General features: G+C 51.0%; 17 protein-coding genes. 8 read left to right on the forward strand and 9 right to left on the reverse strand.

Features of this window, described 5'->3' with window-relative positions:
* Positions 1 to 745: 745 nt before the first annotated feature.
* Together NNO03_RS12060 and fghA are read right to left on the reverse strand one after the other, a co-directional pair.
* Positions 746 to 2,731, reverse strand: coding sequence for a ligand-gated channel protein (locus tag NNO03_RS12060; protein ID WP_271449619.1), 1,986 nt, complete (start codon positions 2,729 to 2,731; stop codon positions 746 to 748).
* A 274-nt stretch (positions 2,732 to 3,005) separates the two neighbouring features.
* Positions 3,006 to 3,842 (reverse strand): S-formylglutathione hydrolase, encoded by an 837-nt coding sequence (fghA, locus tag NNO03_RS12065; RefSeq protein WP_271449620.1) that lies wholly within the window; start codon positions 3,840 to 3,842, stop codon positions 3,006 to 3,008.
* A 321-nt stretch (positions 3,843 to 4,163) separates the two neighbouring features.
* Between fghA and folE the strand changes: the two genes are divergently transcribed.
* The 6 genes from folE to mglC all read left to right on the forward strand — a co-directional run bounded on the left by folE (position 4,164) and on the right by mglC (position 11,083).
* Complete coding sequence (gene folE / locus NNO03_RS12070; protein WP_003027410.1) at positions 4,164 to 4,832, forward strand: GTP cyclohydrolase I FolE; 669 nt, start codon at positions 4,164 to 4,166, stop codon at positions 4,830 to 4,832.
* A gap of 14 nt (positions 4,833 to 4,846) precedes the next feature.
* A complete protein-coding gene (gene yeiB / locus NNO03_RS12075; RefSeq protein WP_271449621.1) occupies positions 4,847 to 6,004 on the forward strand; it encodes a DUF418 domain-containing protein YeiB in 1,158 nt (385 codons plus the stop codon).
* Between the two features lie 144 nt (positions 6,005 to 6,148).
* Positions 6,149 to 7,171, forward strand: a complete 1,023-nt coding sequence (galS, locus tag NNO03_RS12080) for an HTH-type transcriptional regulator GalS (RefSeq protein ID WP_271440065.1) — start codon at positions 6,149 to 6,151, stop codon at positions 7,169 to 7,171.
* A 295-nt stretch (positions 7,172 to 7,466) separates the two neighbouring features.
* Positions 7,467 to 8,465 (forward strand): galactose/glucose ABC transporter substrate-binding protein MglB, encoded by a 999-nt coding sequence (gene mglB, locus NNO03_RS12085; RefSeq protein WP_043016958.1) that lies wholly within the window; start codon positions 7,467 to 7,469, stop codon positions 8,463 to 8,465.
* A 71-nt stretch (positions 8,466 to 8,536) separates the two neighbouring features.
* Positions 8,537 to 10,057 carry a galactose/methyl galactoside ABC transporter ATP-binding protein MglA gene (gene mglA / locus NNO03_RS12090; RefSeq protein WP_271449622.1) on the forward strand — a complete coding sequence of 507 codons (1,521 nt, stop codon included), beginning with the start codon at positions 8,537 to 8,539 and terminating at the stop codon, positions 10,055 to 10,057.
* 15 nt (positions 10,058 to 10,072) lie between these two features.
* Positions 10,073 to 11,083 (forward strand): galactose/methyl galactoside ABC transporter permease MglC, encoded by a 1,011-nt coding sequence (mglC, locus tag NNO03_RS12095; protein ID WP_005129205.1) that lies wholly within the window; start codon positions 10,073 to 10,075, stop codon positions 11,081 to 11,083.
* A gap of 58 nt (positions 11,084 to 11,141) precedes the next feature.
* Here the strand turns inward: mglC and preA are convergent, their stop codons facing one another.
* The 7 genes from preA to NNO03_RS12130 all read right to left on the reverse strand — a co-directional run bounded on the left by preA (position 11,142) and on the right by NNO03_RS12130 (position 17,118).
* Entirely contained in the window at positions 11,142 to 12,377 is a 1,236-nt protein-coding gene (gene preA, locus NNO03_RS12100; RefSeq protein WP_271449623.1) for an NAD-dependent dihydropyrimidine dehydrogenase subunit PreA, read from the reverse strand.
* Positions 12,371 to 13,612: an NAD(P)-dependent oxidoreductase gene (locus NNO03_RS12105; protein ID WP_271449624.1), complete on the reverse strand. Its 1,242-nt coding sequence runs from the start codon at positions 13,610 to 13,612 to the stop codon at positions 12,371 to 12,373. The genes preA and NNO03_RS12105 overlap by 7 nt, the downstream gene beginning before the upstream one ends.
* Positions 13,613 to 13,845: 233 nt before the next feature.
* Positions 13,846 to 14,085 (reverse strand): DUF2542 family protein, encoded by a 240-nt coding sequence (locus NNO03_RS12110; RefSeq protein WP_137382289.1) that lies wholly within the window; start codon positions 14,083 to 14,085, stop codon positions 13,846 to 13,848.
* A gap of 2 nt (positions 14,086 to 14,087) precedes the next feature.
* Positions 14,088 to 14,807, reverse strand: coding sequence for an outer membrane permeability protein SanA (sanA, locus tag NNO03_RS12115; protein WP_137382290.1), 720 nt, complete (start codon positions 14,805 to 14,807; stop codon positions 14,088 to 14,090).
* 187 nt (positions 14,808 to 14,994) lie between these two features.
* Positions 14,995 to 15,879: a cytidine deaminase gene (gene cdd / locus NNO03_RS12120; RefSeq protein ID WP_271449625.1), complete on the reverse strand. Its 885-nt coding sequence runs from the start codon at positions 15,877 to 15,879 to the stop codon at positions 14,995 to 14,997.
* A gap of 148 nt (positions 15,880 to 16,027) precedes the next feature.
* Complete coding sequence (locus NNO03_RS12125; RefSeq protein WP_271440062.1) at positions 16,028 to 16,723, reverse strand: CidB/LrgB family autolysis modulator; 696 nt, start codon at positions 16,721 to 16,723, stop codon at positions 16,028 to 16,030.
* Positions 16,720 to 17,118, reverse strand: coding sequence for a CidA/LrgA family protein (locus NNO03_RS12130; protein ID WP_005129194.1), 399 nt, complete (start codon positions 17,116 to 17,118; stop codon positions 16,720 to 16,722). The genes NNO03_RS12125 and NNO03_RS12130 overlap by 4 nt, the downstream gene beginning before the upstream one ends.
* Positions 17,119 to 17,333: 215 nt before the next feature.
* Between NNO03_RS12130 and dusC the strand changes: the two genes are divergently transcribed.
* The gene (gene dusC / locus NNO03_RS12135; RefSeq protein ID WP_271440060.1) at positions 17,334 to 18,278 is read left to right on the forward strand and encodes a tRNA dihydrouridine(16) synthase DusC; all 945 of its coding nucleotides are present in this window, start codon (positions 17,334 to 17,336) and stop codon (positions 18,276 to 18,278) included.
* A gap of 241 nt (positions 18,279 to 18,519) precedes the next feature.
* Entirely contained in the window at positions 18,520 to 19,959 is a 1,440-nt protein-coding gene (mdtQ, locus tag NNO03_RS12140; RefSeq protein WP_271449626.1) for a multidrug resistance outer membrane protein MdtQ, read from the forward strand.
* The last annotated feature ends 14 nt before the right edge of the window (positions 19,960 to 19,973 follow it).

The following is a 19,973-nucleotide window of genomic DNA, read 5'->3' on the forward strand; positions in this document are numbered from 1 at the left end:
TTTAGTTTCAGAAAGCATCAACATGTGTTGGCGAGGTAATGAACATGCTCTCTCTGAGAAAGGGTTCCGTTCACCTCATGTTCATCGCTTCTCTGTACACTGAACGCCTGTGAACGTGTTAAGGGTGCTATCGCCGCACCCTTAACAATCCCGGCTCCCGGCACGGAAAATTGTTGCTGCGCAATCCCCTCCGCTTATTCCTCCAGGCTACCGGGCCGGGCGCGATGCAACATCCCTGTCGCACGCACCCTGAACCCGCATCCCTGCGGGTTCTCCCGGCCTTACGGAAACACGTCGGCAATTTTCAGCCGGACCCGCCACGCCTGACCATCTGTATTTTTATTTGAACATGTTTGAACAGCAAAACAGATTTAACTGAAAGTCAGAGAGTTGAAGCGACACCCTGGTCCGGCTGAAAATCGATGAGGCGTTGACGGCTGACCGGGGCTGCCCGCAGGGATGCGGGCAGAGGGGACGGCCTGCAGGGACGCAGGCTCGACCCCGACCCGACAGGCAGACGGCATAAGACGAATAGCTCGCGCAGCGACGATTTTCCGTGCCGGGAGCCTGGGTTGCAAGGGAGGCGGCGGTGAGCCTCCCTTGCACGTTCACGGGTATCTGTGATTCAAAGAAGTGATACCGTTGAAGTGAACGGAACCCCGTAGCGGAATAAAATGTTCTCCATACATGCTTAACTAACAGGCATTAGACATTCACCTTGCCGGGGTTATTTATTGTCCTAACTTTAGAAGTTGTAAGTCAGGCCAACAGTGTAGCGACGACCATCAAGCACGGTGTCATAGGTATCGTAATCAATCTGTTTATCCAGCACGTTATACACGCCAGCAGTAAGCAGCACATCTTTGGTCGCGTAGTAACGCATACCGACATCGACCTGGGTATAGGAAGGGGTGCCTTGCGCCATGGAGGTACGGCTCAGGTATTCTGATGTTTTGCCACGCAGATTCAAACGGCTCCAGAAACCGATGTCCTGCGTTGCCTGCCAGTCCAGTGTGGTGTTAAACATATGCTTTGGCATTTTGTTTAACGGCTGACCCGAGAACTGGCCGCTTTTCTGTTCAGATTCAGTGTAGGTATAGTTCGCTGTCCAGTTGATGTCGGAGGTCATCTTCCAACCGAAGGTGGATTCGACGCCGCGCATATTGGCTTTATCAACGTTAACCCGATCGCTGACAAAGTCGTAATGGGTGCTGCCAATAGTACAAGCCGGATCGGCGCTGCTGTTACAGCGACGCACTTCGGTGATTTTGTTTTTGAAGTCGGTATTGAACAGCGTGACGCCCGCATTGAGGTCGTTGCCGTTATCCCACAGTAAACCGATCTCTTCGCTCAGGCTTTTTTCTGGTTTCAGATCCGGGTTGCCGACAATGATACCGTTCAGACGACCGCCGCCGGTCACTTGCCCCCAGCTTGCGGATGACTGGCGCAGATCCGGCGCACGATAGCCCGCAGAAACACCGCCTTTTAAGGTCCACTGATCGCTCAGGTGCCATACGCCATAGCCGCGCGGCGTCCAGTTGTCACCGTAGTTTTCATCTTTATCCATACGCAGACCACCGGTCAGCGTGAAAGTATCGGTAACCGCCCATTCGTCTTCGGCAAACAGTGCCCAGCTCCAGCGGGTCAATTTGTTCAGACCGTCAGCAGCCTGCAGTTGGTTGCCGTTATCGCGCAGTTTTTCATAACGGTATTGCCCGCCAACTGTCAGGGTGTGCGCCCCGAGGAAGACCTGGTTCTGGTTATTGAAGATCGTGTTGTAGGACTTCATCTGACGACCAGGGTTTTTGGTCTCTTCCTGCTGAACATAGCTGGTGCTGTTGAAATCGTCGTAATAACCGCTGTGGGTTAATGAATACGTTGTGTGTTCATAACGGTTGTAGCTTTTGCTGTTTGGCTTACAAACACCGTTACGACAGTTTTCTGCCGCCATCGATTCGCCCGGTGTGCTGTTGCGATCCTGTAGTTCATGCGCGACATCGAAGTCGATGTCATTTTTATCATCCGGGGTGAAGTTGAGGGTGAGTCCGCCGTTGCGCAGGCGCTGTTCATTGTAACCATTGACTATCTTATCTTCTCCGCGATGGGAGAACAGCCCGGTCACTTTTGCGCCGAGTAGCCCGTCGATCAGTGGTCCGGACGCGTAGGCATTTGTCTGGTAAAGGTCACCGGAGTCCCGATCTTCCTGGAAGGTGGCGTCGCCATGCAGGGAGCCGGTCCAGGCTTTGGTATTCGAGACTTTTTTGGTGATCACGTTAATCACGCCGCCCATGGCATCAGAGCCGTACAGCGACGACATCGGGCCGCGGATCACTTCGATACGTTCGATGGATTCCAGTGGCGGTAGCCAGCCTTGCTCAATACCCGCGTTGTCGCTGTTCGGGCGCGTACCGCGTGTACTGATACGTTTACCGTTAACCAGGAAGAGCGTGTATTGCGAGGCCATACCGCGGATGCTGATATCACTGCTGCTACCGCCGCCGGTCACAACAACACCAGGGACGTCTTTCAGTGCATCGGTCACATCGCGATACGCTTTATCTTCGATCTGCTGCTTGGTAATAACCGAAATGGAGGCGGGGGCATCCTGAATTTTTTGCTCAAACCCGGTGGCGGTGACGACCACGGTATCCTGGTCGGCGGCATAGACGAGTGATGGGAGACTCGCGACGCATACTGCGGCGGCTACAGCCTTAACGTGAGGTATAGTCATTTGTATCATTCCATTTAAATGAATCTAACTGCGTGTCATGTGAAAGGCCATGACAATTGTATGTATTTGTCTTTTAAGGACTCTTTTCAGTAAAGAAGCGGGAGGATTGTACAAAAGTATGAATTTTTGTAAACACAAATGATAATAGAAATCATTTGTGTTTGATATGAAATTTGGAGAAGTATTTATAAAATCAATGAGATAGCGGCGAAATAAAAATGGATAAAAAGTGAAGGAATAATGGAGAAACCAAGAGGGCTTGCGCCCTCGAAGTCTACTTCAGCAAATATTGGGCGTGGAAACGCAGGTGATCTTCAATAAAAGATGCAATGAAGTAATAGCTATGATCATAGCCAGGCTGAATGCGTAATGTCATCGGCCATGCAGTCTGACGGGCGGTTTCGGCCAGGACTGCGGGTTGCAGCTGGTCGGCGAGAAACTGATCGCTATCCCCCTGATCAATAAGCGTTGGGATCGCATCTTCGGGTTTGCTGGCCAGCATCAGCGCACAGCTGTCCCATTCCGCCCACCGTGATTTATCCTCACCCAGATAGGCGCTAAAGGCTTTCTCACCCCACGGTACGCGACATGGATTGACGATGGGGGCAAAGGCAGAAACGCTGGTGTATTTACCAGGGTTTTTCAGTGCCATGATCAGTGCACCATGCCCCCCCATTGAGTGCCCGCTGATGGCGCAGCGATCGCTGACGTTAAACTGTGACTGAATGAGTGCCGGCAGCTCATCACGCATATAGTCATACATGCGAAAATGTGAGGCCCACGGTTGTTGCGTGGCATTGAGATAAAATCCGGCGCCCTGGCCTAAATCGTAGCTTTCATCATTGGCGACCTGTTCCCCACGCGGGCTGGTATCAGGCATCACCAGAACGATGCCCAGTTCAGCCGCAATACGTTGTGCTCCGGCTTTAGTGGTGAAGTTTTCATCATTGCAGGTCAAACCTGACAGCCAGTACAGCACCGGAGGCGGGGTGTTATCCCGGGGAGGTGGAAGAAAAATACTGAAGGTCATGGTGCAATTTAGCGTGGTGGAGTCATGACGCCAGCGTTGCTGCCAGCCTTCAAAACAGCGGTGCTCTTCAAGCATTTCCATGCGTGGCTCCTTGTTGTGTTGAACCTGAATGTGTTTGCGAACTCACCATAATACAGATTATTCATTGCACTGTGAGTAACTTTCACTTCCGCATTGAGCAAACATACTTCATCATCTATATAACTTTACATTAACACTCGAATTCACCCGGTTGAACGACGTTTGAAATCTGTGTGCTAAAAGGCAGCACCAATTTCAATAATTATCGCGGCGAATACTGGATTATGTGCGCCGCCTCACGCACAATGTTCTGGCTGTGACACAGCCTAAAAACTTTGCCCCACGCAGGGCAGAGGCGCCCCACCTGCAGGAGAAAAAGAAATGTCATCACTCAGTAAAGAAGCGGCCCTGGTTCATGAAGCGCTGGTCGCGCGTGGTCTTGAAACACCGCTACGCCCGCCCGTGCAAGAGATGGATAATGAAACGCGCAAACGTCTTATCTCCGGTCATATGACCGAGATTATGCAATTGCTCAATCTTGATTTGAGCGATGACAGTCTGATGGAAACGCCACATCGCATCGCAAAAATGTATGTCGATGAGATTTTCTCCGGCCTCGATTACGCCAATTTCCCTAAAATCACCGTCATTGAAAATAAGATGAAAGTGGATGAGATGGTCACGGTTCGCGATATCACGCTGACCAGCACCTGCGAACATCACTTCGTCACGATTGATGGCAAAGCGACGGTGGCCTATATTCCGAAAGATTCGGTCATCGGTCTGTCGAAGATTAACCGCATTGTGCAGTTCTTCGCCCAGCGCCCACAGGTCCAGGAACGGCTGACTCAGCAAATACTCACCGCGCTGCAAACGCTGCTCGGGACGAATAATGTGGCGGTGTCAATTGATGCTGTGCATTACTGCGTGAAAGCGCGTGGTATCCGTGATGCGACCAGCGCCACCACCACCACCTCGCTTGGCGGATTGTTTAAGTCCAGCCAGAATACGCGTCAGGAATTCCTGCGCGCCGTGCGTCACCACAACTGATCAGGGCAGGGGCCATGGAGCGTAATGTCACGCTGGATTTTATTCGTGGCGTCGCCATCCTCGGCATCCTGCTTCTCAATATTAGCGCCTTTGGTCTGCCAAAGGCGGCCTATCTGAATCCTGCCTGGTACGGCAGCATTACCCCGTCAGATGCCTGGACCTGGGCTGTGCTTGATCTCTTTGCGCAGGTGAAATTCCTCACGCTGTTTGCGCTGTTGTTTGGCGCGGGTTTGCAGATGCTGCTACCGCGAGGCAAACGTTGGATCCAGTCGCGACTCACTTTGCTGGTCCTGCTGGGGTTTATTCACGGTTTGCTGTTCTGGGATGGCGATATCCTGCTGGCGTATGGTCTCATCGGGCTGATTTGCTGGCGGTTGGTTCGCGATGCCCCTTCCGTCAAAAGTCTGTTTAATACCGGCGTGTTGCTCTATCTGGTGGGCGTTGGCGTGCTGTTGCTGCTGGGGTTTATCTCCGGAAGTGAGACCAGTCGGGCCTGGACACCGGATGCTTCTGCGTTGTTGTATGAGAAGTACTGGAAGATTAACGGCGGGATGGAAGCGGTCAGTAATCGTGTGGATATGCTGTCGAATAGCTTACTGGCGCTGGGCGCACAGTACGGCTGGCAGTTGGCGGGGATGATGCTGCTGGGCGCGGCATTGATGCGCAGCGGTTGGCTGAAAGGGCAGTACAGTTTGCAGCACTATCGACGTACCGGCGCGTTATTGGTCATTATTGGCATTGCGATTAACCTGCCTGCTATCGTTGCGCAGTGGCATCTGGATTGGGCATATCGCTGGTGCGCTTTTCTGTTGCAGGCTCCGCGTGAGCTGGGCGCGCCGTTTCAGACAATTGGCTATGCCGCGTTGCTGTTTGGTTTCTGGCCGCAGCTTAGCCGTTTAAAATGGGTTGTTGCGATAGCCTGCGTTGGACGCATGGCACTGACTAACTATCTGTTACAAACCTTAATTTGTACCACGCTGTTTTATCAATTCGGCTTATTTATGAAATATGACCGACTGACGCTGATGTTATTTGTCATTCCGGTCTGGGCCGTTAACCTGCTTTTCTCCGTCATTTGGTTGCATTTTTACCGGCAAGGCCCGGTAGAATGGCTATGGCGTCAATTAACCCTGCGTGCGTCAGGGACATCATTACCGCGAACATCCAGATAACGATCTGGATCACATTCATTAACAAAATGGATGTAAGCGCTTTCATTCCTGTGACATCACTCACGCAGTCCGTTTCGTTGTGCTGACAAAATACACAGCCTGGGGTGTCTGCGGGCAGCCGCAATCTAAAACAGGGCAGTGAATATGGTAACCATACGTGATGTGGCACGGCAGTCTGGCGTTTCTGTAGCGACTGTTTCCCGCGTACTCAACAACAGCGCGCTGGTGAGTCCTGACACGCGTGAAGCGGTAATGAAAGCAGTGACTCAGCTCGGCTATCGCCCAAACGCCAATGCACAAGCGCTGGCGACGCAGGTGAGCGACACGATTGGTGTCGTGGTGATGGATGTTTCAGACGCATTTTTTGGCGCGCTGGTCAAAGCCGTGGACCTGGTTGCCCAGCAGCATCAGAAGTACGTCCTGATAGGCAACAGCTACCACGAAGCTGAAAAAGAACGTCACGCCATTGAGGTACTGATTCGTCAGCGTTGTAACGCACTGATTGTTCACTCGAAAGCGTTGAGCGATCGCGAGCTGGCGGAGTTTATGGATCAGATCCCCGGTATGGTGCTGATCAACCGCATTGTGCCGGGCTATGCGCATCGCTGCGTCTGTCTGGATAATATTAGTGGCGCTAAAATGGCAACCCGCATGCTGCTGAATAATGGGCATCAACGTATTGGTTACCTGGCATCAAGTCACCGCATTGAGGACGACGCAATGCGTAAAGAAGGGTGGCTAAGTGCCCTGAAAGAACAGGGTGTTACTCCTGCCGACAGCTGGATAGGTACTGGTTCACCGGATATGCAGGGCGGAGAGTCCGCCATGGTGGAACTGCTGGGACGCAACCTGCAACTGACGGCTGTCTTCGCTTACAACGACAATATGGCCGCTGGCGCGCTAACGGCGCTAAAAGACAACGGCATCGCCATTCCATTACATCTGTCTATCATTGGCTTCGACGATATCCCCATCGCGCGTTACACCGACCCACAACTGACAACGGTGCGCTATCCTATTGCTTCTATGGCAAAAATGGCCACTGAGCTTGCGCTACAAGGCGCGGCGGGAACGCTGGATCCTGATGCAACACATTGCTTTATGCCGACACTGGTGCGGCGCCATTCTGTGGCTTTGCGGCAGAATGCGGCACCGATCACTAACTGATAATGTCGGGCTATGTAACCGCTTTCAATATGTGAGTAAATTCACAGTATCTTAACAATGCGATAGCTATGATGACACTGTTTGCTGCGCTGTAACTACTATGTAACGGTGAATAATCACTTTCATCGAGGTATAGGCGTCTTAAACAACAATTAAAGCCTGTTTTTGGAGCGTTGCCAGACACGGAAGAAATATTTTTAAAAGTGAGCTTCGGCGTTCAGTAACACTTCAGTAACGTTCTGCCTGCCGAGCATTTATCTCAAGCACTACCCTGCATAATAAAACCGGAGATACCATGAATAAGAAGGTGTTGACCCTGTCTGCTGTAATGGCAAGCATGTTATTCGGCGCGGCTGCGCACGCTGCTGATACCCGCATTGGTGTGACTATCTATAAATATGACGATAACTTTATGTCTGTGGTACGTAAGGCTATTGAAAAAGATGCTAAAGCAGCGCCGGATGTACAGTTGCTGATGAATGACTCGCAAAACGATCAGTCCAAACAGAACGATCAGATTGATGTGTTGTTGGCAAAAGGCGTTAAAGCACTGGCTATCAACCTGGTTGACCCGGCAGCAGCAGGAACGGTAATTGAAAAAGCACGCGGTCAGAACGTACCGATTGTATTCTTCAACAAAGAGCCTTCCCGTAAAGCGCTGGACAGCTATGACAAAGCCTATTACGTCGGTACTGACTCCAAAGAGTCCGGGATTATTCAGGGTGATTTGATTGCCAAGCACTGGGCCGCTAACCCGAACTGGGATCTGAATAAAGACGGCAAAATTCAGTTTGTTCTGCTGAAAGGCGAACCGGGACACCCGGATGCTGAAGCACGTACGACCTACGTGATTAAAGAGCTGAACGACAAAGGCATTAAAACTGAGCAGTTGCAGTTAGATACCGCAATGTGGGATACCGCTCAGGCGAAAGATAAAATGGATGCGTGGATGTCTGGTCCTAACGCAAACAAAATTGAAGTGGTTATCGCCAACAATGACGCCATGGCGATGGGCGCAGTTGAAGCGCTGAAAGCGCACAACAAAACCAGCGTCCCGGTATTTGGCGTCGATGCGCTGCCTGAAGCACTGGCTCTGGTGAAATCTGGTGCCATGGCCGGTACCGTGCTGAACGATGCAAACAACCAGGCGAAAGCGACCTTCGATCTGGCGAGAAACCTGGCTGATGGCAAAGGCGCGGCAGACGGCACCAACTGGAAAATTGAGAACAAAATTGTTCGCGTTCCATATGTAGGTGTCGATAAAGATAATCTGGCAGAGTTCACCAACAAATAAATACTCCGTCTGTGGGCGCAATTTCATTGCGCCCTTAATTACGCACTCTGCAAGGCCAACAAGGTATAATTATGGTCAGCACTAATACTCAGTCGTCAGGCGAATACTTGTTGGAAATGAGCGGCATCAACAAGTCCTTTCCCGGCGTTAAGGCTCTTGATAATGTCAATTTAAAAGTCCGCCCACATTCTATTCATGCTCTGATGGGCGAGAATGGCGCAGGAAAGTCAACATTATTAAAATGTCTTTTTGGGATCTATCAAAAAGATTCCGGTAGTATTTTATTTCAGGGTAAAGAAATCGATTTTCATTCTGCTAAAGAAGCGCTTGAGAATGGTATTTCAATGGTACACCAGGAATTAAACCTGGTATTACAACGTTCTGTAATGGACAACATGTGGCTGGGGCGCTATCCCACCAAAGGTATGTTTGTCGATCAGGAAAAAATGTACCGCGATACCAAAGCGATTTTCGATGAACTGGATATTGACATCGATCCGCGTGCGCGTGTCGGAACATTATCTGTTTCGCAAATGCAGATGATTGAAATTGCGAAAGCATTTTCGTATGACGCCAAAATCGTCATTATGGATGAACCGACCTCATCGTTAACCGAGAAAGAGGTTAATCATCTGTTTACCATCATCCGTAAGCTGAAAGAGCGTGGGTGCGGGATTGTGTATATTTCTCACAAAATGGAAGAAATCTTTCAACTGTGTGATGAAATTACCGTGCTGCGCGACGGTCAATGGATTGCGACCCAGCCGCTGGAAGGGCTGGACATGGATAAGATCATCGCCATGATGGTAGGACGCTCACTGAACCAACGTTTCCCGGACAAAGAGAACAAGCCGGGAGAAGTGATTCTGGAAGTGCGTAACCTGACTTCTCTGCGTCAGCCGTCGATTCGTGATATCTCTTTTGATCTCCATAAAGGGGAGATTCTCGGCATTGCCGGTCTGGTTGGCGCGAAACGCACCGATATCGTTGAAACATTGTTTGGCATTCGCGAGAAATCATCGGGCACGATTACGCTCCACGACAAAAAAATCAATAACCACAGCGCGAATGAAGCGATTAACCATGGTTTTGCGCTGGTCACCGAAGAGCGTCGCTCAACCGGTATTTATGCCTATCTGGACATTGGTTTTAACTCGTTAATCTCCAATATCCAGAACTATAAAAATAAAGTCGGCCTGCTGGATAACTCCCGCATGAAGAGCGATACCCAGTGGGTAATTGACTCGATGAGGGTAAAAACACCAGGGCATCGTACGCAAATTGGTTCGCTTTCTGGCGGTAATCAGCAAAAGGTGGTCATTGGCCGTTGGTTGTTAACGCAGCCTGAAATCCTGATGCTGGATGAACCGACACGCGGTATTGATGTTGGCGCGAAATTTGAGATTTATCAGTTGATTGCTGAACTGGCGAAAAAAGGAAAGGGGATCATCATTATTTCCTCTGAAATGCCGGAGTTGTTAGGTATTACCGATCGTATTCTGGTGATGAGCAATGGCCTCGTCGCGGGAATTGTTGAAACCAAAACCACAACGCAAAACGAAATCCTCCGTCTTGCGTCTTTGCACCTTTAAGATTAGGGGCTCCTCATGAGTGCGTTAAATAAGAAAAGTTTTCTTACTTACCTGAAAGAAGGCGGAATTTACGTTGTTCTTTTGGTTTTGCTGGCAATTATTATTTTCCAGGATCCCACTTTCTTAAGTTTACTGAACCTGAGTAATATTCTGACGCAATCCTCGGTGCGTATTATTATCGCGCTGGGTGTTGCCGGGTTGATTGTTACGCAAGGGACGGACCTGTCAGCAGGGCGCCAGGTTGGCCTGGCGGCGGTCGTTGCGGCAACCTTGTTGCAGTCGATGGAGAATGCCAACAAGGTGTTCCCGGAAATGGCGACGATGCCCATTATTGTAGTCGTGCTGATTGTCTGCGTTATCGGTGCTGTCATCGGTCTGGTAAACGGTATCATCATTGCTTATCTGAATGTGACGCCATTTATTACCACCCTCGGCACGATGATTATCGTCTACGGTATTAACTCCCTGTATTACGACTTTGTTGGGGCATCGCCAATTTCTGGCTTTGACAGCGGGTTCTCAACCTTTGCGCAGGGCTTTATTGCGCTGGGTAGTTTCCGACTCTCCTACATTACTTTCTATGCCTTGATTGCCGTGGCCTTTGTTTGGGTGCTATGGAACAAGACCCGTTTTGGTAAAAATATTTTCGCTATCGGCGGAAACCCAGAAGCCGCGAAAGTATCCGGTGTAAACGTGGCGCTGAACCTGCTGATTATCTATGCGCTGTCTGGTGTGTTCTATGCCTTCGGTGGATTGCTGGAAGCAGGGCGTATCGGTTCTGCAACCAACAACCTCGGCTTTATGTACGAGCTGGATGCCATTGCGGCATGCGTGGTTGGCGGCGTGTCGTTCAGCGGTGGCGTGGGGACGGTTTTCGGCGTGGTGACCGGTGTGATTATCTTCACCGTCATCAACTACGGTCTGACCTACATCGGCGTGAACCCTTACTGGCAGTACATTATTAAGGGCGGCATCATCATCTTCGCCGTCGCGCTGGATTCACTGAAATACGCACGTAAGAAGTAACGATTAAAATGCTAAAAGCCCGGTGCAGCGCAATCTGCACCGGGCTTTTTTGTGAGTGTTACAACGTTAACGTATGCGCTTTCTCGCCGGTTTTAAATTTCACCTCACCGAGATCGATACAGGCTACCGGGCAAACGTGACCGCACAGCAGGCAGCCCACGCATTTTTCCGTGTTGCAGTGTGGTGTACGGGTTTCCTCATTCCATTCCATCGCCTGGTGCCCACCGTCATAGCAGGAGATGTAGCAGCGGCCACAACCCACACATTTTGCGAGATTGATATGCGGATAGACGATGTAGCTACGATCAAGTTCCTCTGCGGGGATGATATTGGCATTGGCGAGACCAACCATCTCCTCCAGTGAATCAAATCCTTGATCGGCGAGGTAATGCGACAGCCCGCTGGTCATGTCCTCCACGATTCGGTAGCCATACTGCATAATCCCGGTGGTTACCTGCAGCGTGGCAGCACCCAACAGCAGAAACTCGGCGGCATCCTCCCAGGTTTCAATCCCCCCAATGCCGCTAATCGGGAAATCGCGCAGTTCAGGGTGCATACGCAGTTGCTGAATAAAGCGCAGAGCGATAGGTTTCACGGCCTTGCCGGAGTAACCAGAAATACTGGATTTACCGTTGACGACTGGCATCCCGATTTTGCGCTTCAGGTCGATATTGGTGATGGATTTAACCGTATTGATGGTCGCGATACCGTCAGCGCCTCCGCGCTTAGCTGCCAGCGCCACCTCGCACATATCACCAATATTCGGTGTCATTTTAGCCAGCATTGGTAAGGCTGAGCCGCGTTTAACTGCCCGACAATACTTTTCGACCAGCTCAGGGCTTTGCCCGACATCGCTGCCCATGGCATGTGAGGTCATTTGCGGACACGAGAAGTTGCATTCGATCATGTCTGCACCCGCCTCTTCAACCAGGCGAGCCAGCTCCTGCCACTGTTCTTCGTTTTCACCCATGATCGACGCAATCAGGACCTTGTCAGGATAGTCCTGTTTCAGTCGGCGAATTGCGGCCAGATTCTCCTCCAGCGGGTGTTCGGCAATTTGCTCCATGTTTTTGAAGCCGATAAAGCCGGTATCTTCTTTGGTCAGATGGTCAAAGCGCGGGGAGACTTCATTGGCGATAAAGAAACCGATTGTCTTAAAAACAATACCGCCCCAGCCGGTATCGTAGGCTTTGGCACACATCTCATAGCAGTTGCCCACCGGAGAAGAAGAGAGGCAGAACGGGTTGGGAAATTTGACGCCGCAAAAAGTAATAGAAAGATCTTTCGTTAACATGAGCAAGCTCCCTCTAAATAGTGATGAATGGCCTGAGCGGCTTCTTTTCCGGTTTTCACGGCGTATACAACGGTTTTATCGCCTTTAACAATATCGCCTGCGGCAAACATAACCGGATCGGCGGTTTGGTAATTGCGCGTATCGATAAGATTGCGCTGTGGCTTTAACGCGGCGAAATCATCAAGCTGCGCATGTTGACCGACGGCAAGAATAATATGTTCGGCTTCAAGCGAGAGTTCTCCCGGCAGGCGTACATGCTTAAAGGTGACGCGATTTCCACTAACCGCCACAGGCGTGAAACCGTCAATAATCGATACCCCTAACGCCTGGGTGCTGTTGAACTCTTTGTTGCTGGCAGGGAATTCGGCCAGTTCCTCACGTGCGACACAGGTGACGGACGGGCAGCCCAGCAGTTTCAGTGTACTGGCGACATCCATTGCCACATCGCCACCGCCGATGATCAATGCGCTTTGCGCGACACTAATATTGCCGCCTGACTGTCGGGCCCGTTGCAGAAAGTCGACGGCAATTTCGACATTATTCGCCTGGTCAAACAGAGGCAACGTAGAACCGTAAGACATCCCTACGGTCACCAGTACGGCGCGGTATTCTGTTTTGAGTTGCTCAAGGGAGAGGGCAGCACCCACTTCACAATTGCATCTGATGGTCACGCCCATTTCCACGATACGGGCAATCTCATTATCTAAAACCGTCTGCGGCAGACGAAACTCTGGAATGCCATAACGCAACCAGCCGCCTGGCTGGGCCTGCTTTTCGAAGAGGGTGACGTCATAGCCAAGATTACTCAGCGTTACGCTGGCCTGTAATCCGGCCGGACCCGCACCGATGATGGCGACCTTGCCCAGCGTTTTTGTTGCGGGCTGATAGATTTTCATTGCGGTCTGCTGTTCAAAATCGGTAATAAATCGCTGCAGTCGCGCAATATCAATAGGCTTATCAATTCCTGAACGTGTACATCCGCGTTGGCATAATTTTTCGGTTGGGCATACCCGGGCGCACACCGCACCGAGCGCATTATTTTCCCGGATAGTTTCAGCCGCGCCTTTAAAATTGCGGAAATATATGGAACGAATAAATTTCCCTGGGTCGGTTTGCGCCGGGCAATCCTGACTACAGGGGGCATCGTGACATAATAAACAACGAGAAGCCTCTTTTATTGCTAATAATGGGGTGAAAGCCGGCGTGAGCTCATCCAGATAATTTTGTTGTGGCATATTTTCTTCCTTAATGCTTGAGTAAATTAAGGCAAACCGTTAATAACAAAATATAAAAAGTGAAAGGCTATTCTTAAGGCTAAGCACTGCAGGAAGAGTATTCTGTGAAAGGATTCACAAATAGAAGAAGGTGTGAGGGAAATGCTGACAGGCAGCATGAATCCCTTATATTGAAATGGTAACCGTTATCATAATATTAGTTATTCTCAACATCTAATATAAAGACAATATCGTCAACGATAAAATACCAAATAAACAACCATACCCAATGATAAACATCCGCATCCGGCATAAACCAGCACATAGGACCAAAATTGCAATGGCTCTTGAGAGCGATAAGCATAAACCGGTTCGCGCGCATTCTTCTTAATTTTATCTACGGCTCCGGAGCGCCATCCTTTCCAGGCTTCCCGGAAACAAAAGAGGGGAATGAGCAGAAAGGCCAATACGACGAAGAGTGTTTGTACATCCATGCTTATTTTCCTTGTTTCTTTTGTAATTCGAGTAATTGTTCCGGAGTGACTGCCGGATATCCCTGAGCATCATCGGGTACCTGATGCATGGTCGGGATAGGTACCAGCGGACCTAAAAAACGTGGCTCGCGTTTAAAAAGGTAGAGATCGGCCAGCGCACCAAAGCGAGCGCCAAATTCGCGTACCCGCACGGTAAGCATATCTTTTGGCGAGGGTACCGCATAGCACTGAGCCTGAATGCCCATATGTAGCGCAATAAACAATGCGCGCTCACAGTGGAATCGCTGAGTAATGATGATGAAATCGTTGGTATCGAATACTTTGCGGGTGCGTACAATCGAATCAAGCGTACGGAACCCTGCGTAATCGAGCACGATGTCAGCGGGATCGACGCCCGCGGCAATCAAGTCCTTACGCATCGTCATCGGTTCGTTATAGCTTTGCTGTGCGTTGTCGCCGCTAAGGAGCAGATAGTTTACTTTGCCGCTGTTATACGCATTTAATGCGCCCTGAATGCGGTAGCGGTAATACTGATTGATGACGCCGGTACGGTAGTATTTTGCCGTGCCCAGGACAACACCAACCTGACGGTAGGGGAGATCCTGTAATTCGTCATAGATGTAGGGGGCCGTCTTCCAGCTCATCCATCTGTCGAGCCCAAGCACTGTCAACAGCAGCAAGCCTACCAGGACTAACAAGCTGTAAAACACGCGCTTTAACATGCAGAAAACTCGATAATTGGATGGAATTTCAATCAGGCTACTGTACCCAACGGCGGAGCGCAAGAAACAGCAGTCTGATTGAGGGGATTTTAGTCACTGTTGCCCGATGACGCGGCGCTTATCGGGCCAGCAGACTGTACGGTTGGCTTGTAGGCCCGGTAAGCGCAGCGCCACCGGGCGTCACGACTTAACCGAGTAGTACGAGCTCGATATTGTCGCAACCCAGCGCGTTCAGCGTGGCAGACGTCGCATCCCACTGGATAAGCGCCGCATCCGCTTTTTCTGCCAGCACCGCACGTTGAATGTCCGGATAGTCGTAACCGTTAAGACTCAACAGGTTTAATGCACCCTGCAACGGTGGCAGTGTTGGGTTGAAGGCGGCGTTTTCAGCATAACTACCGCTGAAAATCTGTCCATCTTTACACTCCAGCGCCACGCCGCTCGGGGAGTTGCTGTAGGGCATATGGCATCTGTTTGCTGCGGCAATCGCCGCCTGGGTCAGCGCATCGCCTTGCAGCGCGAAGCCGTGATCCTGGTCGTCCATCAACAGCGTCTTGATGTCGAGATCTTTTGGCCCAAAAGCGTCCGGCAGATAGTCGCGCAGTGCGTGTGGTTCACGCCCGGGCAGGTGAATACGTAAATCCAGTCCGCTGTTCAGCTCATTCATAAACTGACGGCAGTGCCCGCAAGGGGTGTAGTTGACGGTAATCGCGGCGAGTCCTTTTTCGCCACGTAACCAGGCATGGCTAATAGCGCTCTGCTCGGCGTGAACGGTTTGCTGCATTGTTGCACCAAGAAACTCCATGTTCCCACCGAAATACCAGGTTCCGCTGATACCACGTGAGATCGCGCCAACGTTGAAGTTGGACAGCGGGGTGCGTGCGCAGGCCGCAGCTAAAGGCAGCAGAGCGAATGCCAGCGCGTCTTCGTCCAGTCCCGATTCGCGTTTAAGCAAAGATACCTGATCAGCCGTCAGCATGGCGGGGAAATGTACATCCGCCAGAATAGGGGCCAGGGCTGATTGCAAGTTATCCGCGAGTTGGGCAAAAGCAGTTTGAAAACGTGGATGCATGGCGTTGCCTCATAACAATGTAATGGAACCGTAGTTTACGGGCCTGACAGGGCTTTATATGTGATCCAAATCTCATTGTGTATGCAACTTATGAAACTTAAATTAAAAATGTGCAACGCATCGCAAATAAACAGCTTAAAAATGCAGATTAGCCTACCACTGCCAGGATAACCGGGAACAGGAAGGGGGCAACCAATGAGGTGATAATCCCGCAAATCACCAGCGCCAGTGAGCTAAATGCGCCTTCCTGGTAGTCCAGTTCAGCACAGCGAGCCGTGCCCAGGGCGTGTGAAGCCGTACCCATTGCCAGCCCACGTGCTGCTTTAGTGCGAATGCGCATTGCATTCAGCAGGGTATGGCCAAATACGGCACCGAGGATACCGACAAAAATAACGCACACTGCGCTGATTGCCGGAATACCACCAATACTACCGCCCACAGCCATAGCGATAGGTGTGGTGACCGATTTAGGCATAATAGAGGCGGCAATCTCTGGTGAAGCCCCCATCAGCAGGGCAATAGATGTGCCTGTGACCATGGCCACGACACTGCCGGCAAAACAGATTGCGATAATGGATTTCCAGCGGGCACGGATTTGGTGCAGCTGTTCATATAACGGATAGGCTAGCGCGACGACGGCAGGTTGCAGTAAATCGTTCAGCACCTCGCTGCCTTTGAAGTAGTGATCGTAGGGGATACCGGTCAGCATCAGAAAGGGAATAATCACTACCATTGCGACGAGCAACGGATTCAGCAACGGCAGTTTAAATCGTGCGGCCAGCTTACGTGCAGCAAAAAATACCGCCAGGGTGAGGGGTAACGACCACCAGATATACGACATCATTGTTTAGACCCTTTTTGGCCAACGATTTTGCGTTCGCCGTGAACAATGTGCGAGCTCCAGCTCACTACCAGGAATACGACCAGTGTACTGATGGTGCAGGACACCACGACCGGACCAAATTGTGCGCGTAGCAAGTCAAAGTACTGCATGATCCCCACGCCAATCGGGACAAACAGCAGGGCCATGTAACGAATCAGTACGTAGCAGCCTGGGTTTACCCATTTTGCCGGTAAGATCTGTAATGCCAGTAATACAAACAGAATCAGCATGCCGATAATGCTGCCCGGAATCGTGATTGGCAGCAGTGAGGCAAGAAAAATACCTGCATAGAGGCAGGCATAAATGAGGACGAATGCGCGTAAATATTGCCAGATAATGTTCAGTGACTTGCTCATATTTGAAACCCTTGACGAGACTGATTCATCATACAATTAAACTTTAAAACGTGCTACCGATCACATCATGAATTCTAAGCATAGTGGAAATAGATATCTGGAACATCAGGCAATGCCCCCAATCAGCATAACCAAACCTGTGCCCGGCGCTGAGACGCTTTAATCTCCTGCATAGAGACGTTACCATAGCGCCTCTCTTTTTTGCGGGTAACAATATGCGTGTTTTACTGGCGCCGATGGAAGGCGTGCTCGACTCGCTGGTGCGCGAGCTGCTGACTGAAGTGAATGATTATGATCTCTGTATCACCGAATTTGTTCGCGTGGTGGATCAACTGCTGCCGGTAAAAGTCTTTCACCGCATTTGCCCAGAGCTGCTTAACGCCAGCCGCACGACATCCGGTACGCCGGTGCGTATACAACTGCTGGGGCAGTATCCGCAGTGGCTGGCAGAAAATGCAGCCCGCGCGGTTGAGCTGGGTTCGTATGGCGTCGATCTAAACTGTGGCTGTCCGTCGAAGCTGGTGAACGGCAGCGGCGGTGGCGCAACGTTACTGAAGGACCCTGAGCTGATTTACCGTGGCGCTAAGGCCATGCGTGATGCGGTTCCGGCCCATTTACCGGTGACGGTAAAAGTGCGTCTGGGCTGGGACAGCAGTGACAGGCAGTTCGAAATCGCTGATGCCGTCCAGCAGGCCGGTGCCAGCGAGTTGGTGGTGCACGGGCGAACGAAAGAGCAAGGTTATAAGGCCGAGCACATTAACTGGCAGGCAATTGGCGAGATCCGCCAGCGTCTCAATATCCCGGTTATCGCGAATGGTGAGATCTGGGGCTGGCAAAGCGCACAGGACTGTATGGCTATCAGCGGATGCGATGCCGTCATGATCGGGCGCGGTGCGCTTAATATCCCGAATTTGAGTCGCGTGGTGAAATATAACGAACCGCGTATGCCATGGCCTGAAGTTGTGACGTTACTACAAAAATATACACGACTGGAAAAACAGGGTGATACCGGGCTGTATCATGTGGCGCGTATCAAACAGTGGCTGGGCTATCTTCGTAAAGAATATGTTGAAGCGACAGAACTGTTTCAGGAAATTAGGGCGTTGAATAATTCACCGGATATTGCACGCGCGATTCAGGCCATCCCTATTATCGCCTGATGGCGGCGTAACCGCCTTATCCGGCCGACGGAACGGACGCGTAATTCGTAGGCCTGATAAGCGTTTGTGACATTACGCCTCCATTTATAATTCATTGGAATTATTTTGACAGAACCATATGTTATGTATATGTTTCTTAATTATGTGATTTTATTTCAAAAGATGTATTGCCACGCGTAACTAAAAAAGAGAATGCGGTAAGTCGTACTCTCTGTGCATCTTTTCTTACCCGTATATTCCCATGAATCGTAACTCTGTTCTTGTTGCAACGGCATGTTTGCCGCTGCTTATTTTGATGGTCGGTTGTGCACCTATGCATGACAATCGCCAATCGCTGTCACAGCAGACGCCCGCTGTGAACGTTGACTCCGCGTTGCCTGCGGCATTAAAAAATGGTTGGCCGGATAGCCAATGGTGGAAGGCGTATCACGATCCACAGCTGAATGCGTTGATTGACAGCACCCTCAAGAATTCTCCAGATATGCAGGTAGCAGAACAGCGCATTCAACTGGCAGAAGCGCAGGCTAAAGCGGTTCAGGCGCAGGATGGTCCAGAGGTTGATTTTTCTGCAGACGTTGAACGTCAAAGAATGTCGGCAGAGGGTTTAATGGGACCGTTTGCCATTACCGATCCTGCGGCAGGCACTACTGGACCGTGGTACACCAACGGCACCTTTGGTTTAACCGCTGGCTGGAATCTGGATCTGTGGGGTAAAAACCGGGCTGAAGTGGCGGCGCGTATTGGTGAGGTGAAAGCGCGTGAGGCTGAGCGTGAGCAAACTCGGCAGTTACTGGCGAGCGGTGTATCGCGTTTGTACTGGGAGTGGCAGACGCAGGCGGCGCTTAAAACCGTGCTGACGCAGATTAAAAATGAGCAGCAGAACGTCATCACCGTCGATCGTCAACTGTATCAAAACGGGATTACCTCTTCTGTCGAAGGCGTTGAAACGGATATCGACTCCAGTAAAACGGAGCAGCAACTGAACGATGTCAGCGGCAAAATGAAGGTGATAGAGGCGCGGTTGAGCGCACTGACCAACTCGCAATCTTCCGTCATGAAGCTTAAAGCGACAACGCTACCGGCGGTAGAAAGCCAGCTACCGTCCCAGCTTGGTTATTCGCTGCTGGCCCGCCGCCCTGATTTACAGGCCGCACACTGGTACATCGAGTCAACGCTGAGCAGCATTGATGCGGCAAAAGCGGCATTCTATCCGGACGTTAACCTGATGGCGTTTTTACAGCAGGATGCGCTACATCTGAGCGATTTGTTCCGCCATTCTGCACAGCAGATGGGCGTGACGGCTGGACTGACGCTGCCTATTTTTGATAGCGGCAGACTGAATGCGAATCTCGATATCACGAAAGCGCAGAGCAATCTGACGGTGGCAAATTACAACAAGGCCGTGGTCGATGCGGTGAATGACGTGGCGCGTGCGGCATCACAGGTAGAAACGCTGGCGCAGAAGAACCAGCACCAGCAGCAAATTGAACATGACGCACAGCGCGTCGTGGGGCTTGCACAGGCACGATATAGCGCCGGTATCATTGCGGGTTCCCGGGTTAGCGAGGCCAAAATTCCGGCATTACGCGAACAGCTTAATGGTCTGGTTCTACAGGGACAGTGGCTGGATGCGTCTATACAGCTGACCAGCGCACTGGGCGGGGGTTACCGCGCCTCCTGATAGTCTGACCCGGC

Source organism: Citrobacter sp. Igbk 16 (assembly GCF_028069755.1).
Lineage (GTDB): Bacteria > Pseudomonadota > Gammaproteobacteria > Enterobacterales > Enterobacteriaceae > Citrobacter.

Bases quoted from the DNA above. Each gene is read 5' to 3' on its own strand.
- NNO03_RS12060 (WP_271449619.1), bottom strand. From the start codon at position 2,731: ATGACTATACCTCACGTTAAGGCTGTAGCCGCCGCAGTATGCGTCGCG.
- fghA (WP_271449620.1), bottom strand. From the start codon at position 3,842: ATGGAAATGCTTGAAGAGCACCGCTGTTTTGAAGGCTGGCAGCAACGC.
- folE (WP_003027410.1), top strand. From the start codon at position 4,164: ATGTCATCACTCAGTAAAGAAGCGGCCCTGGTTCATGAAGCGCTGGTC.
- yeiB (WP_271449621.1), top strand. From the start codon at position 4,847: ATGGAGCGTAATGTCACGCTGGATTTTATTCGTGGCGTCGCCATCCTC.
- galS (WP_271440065.1), top strand. From the start codon at position 6,149: ATGGTAACCATACGTGATGTGGCACGGCAGTCTGGCGTTTCTGTAGCG.
- mglB (WP_043016958.1), top strand. From the start codon at position 7,467: ATGAATAAGAAGGTGTTGACCCTGTCTGCTGTAATGGCAAGCATGTTA.
- mglA (WP_271449622.1), top strand. From the start codon at position 8,537: ATGGTCAGCACTAATACTCAGTCGTCAGGCGAATACTTGTTGGAAATG.
- mglC (WP_005129205.1), top strand. From the start codon at position 10,073: ATGAGTGCGTTAAATAAGAAAAGTTTTCTTACTTACCTGAAAGAAGGC.
- preA (WP_271449623.1), bottom strand. From the start codon at position 12,377: ATGTTAACGAAAGATCTTTCTATTACTTTTTGCGGCGTCAAATTTCCC.
- NNO03_RS12105 (WP_271449624.1), bottom strand. From the start codon at position 13,612: ATGCCACAACAAAATTATCTGGATGAGCTCACGCCGGCTTTCACCCCA.
- NNO03_RS12110 (WP_137382289.1), bottom strand. From the start codon at position 14,085: ATGGATGTACAAACACTCTTCGTCGTATTGGCCTTTCTGCTCATTCCC.
- sanA (WP_137382290.1), bottom strand. From the start codon at position 14,807: ATGTTAAAGCGCGTGTTTTACAGCTTGTTAGTCCTGGTAGGCTTGCTG.
- cdd (WP_271449625.1), bottom strand. From the start codon at position 15,879: ATGCATCCACGTTTTCAAACTGCTTTTGCCCAACTCGCGGATAACTTG.
- NNO03_RS12125 (WP_271440062.1), bottom strand. From the start codon at position 16,723: ATGATGTCGTATATCTGGTGGTCGTTACCCCTCACCCTGGCGGTATTT.
- NNO03_RS12130 (WP_005129194.1), bottom strand. From the start codon at position 17,118: ATGAGCAAGTCACTGAACATTATCTGGCAATATTTACGCGCATTCGTC.
- dusC (WP_271440060.1), top strand. From the start codon at position 17,334: ATGCGTGTTTTACTGGCGCCGATGGAAGGCGTGCTCGACTCGCTGGTG.
- mdtQ (WP_271449626.1), top strand. From the start codon at position 18,520: ATGAATCGTAACTCTGTTCTTGTTGCAACGGCATGTTTGCCGCTGCTT.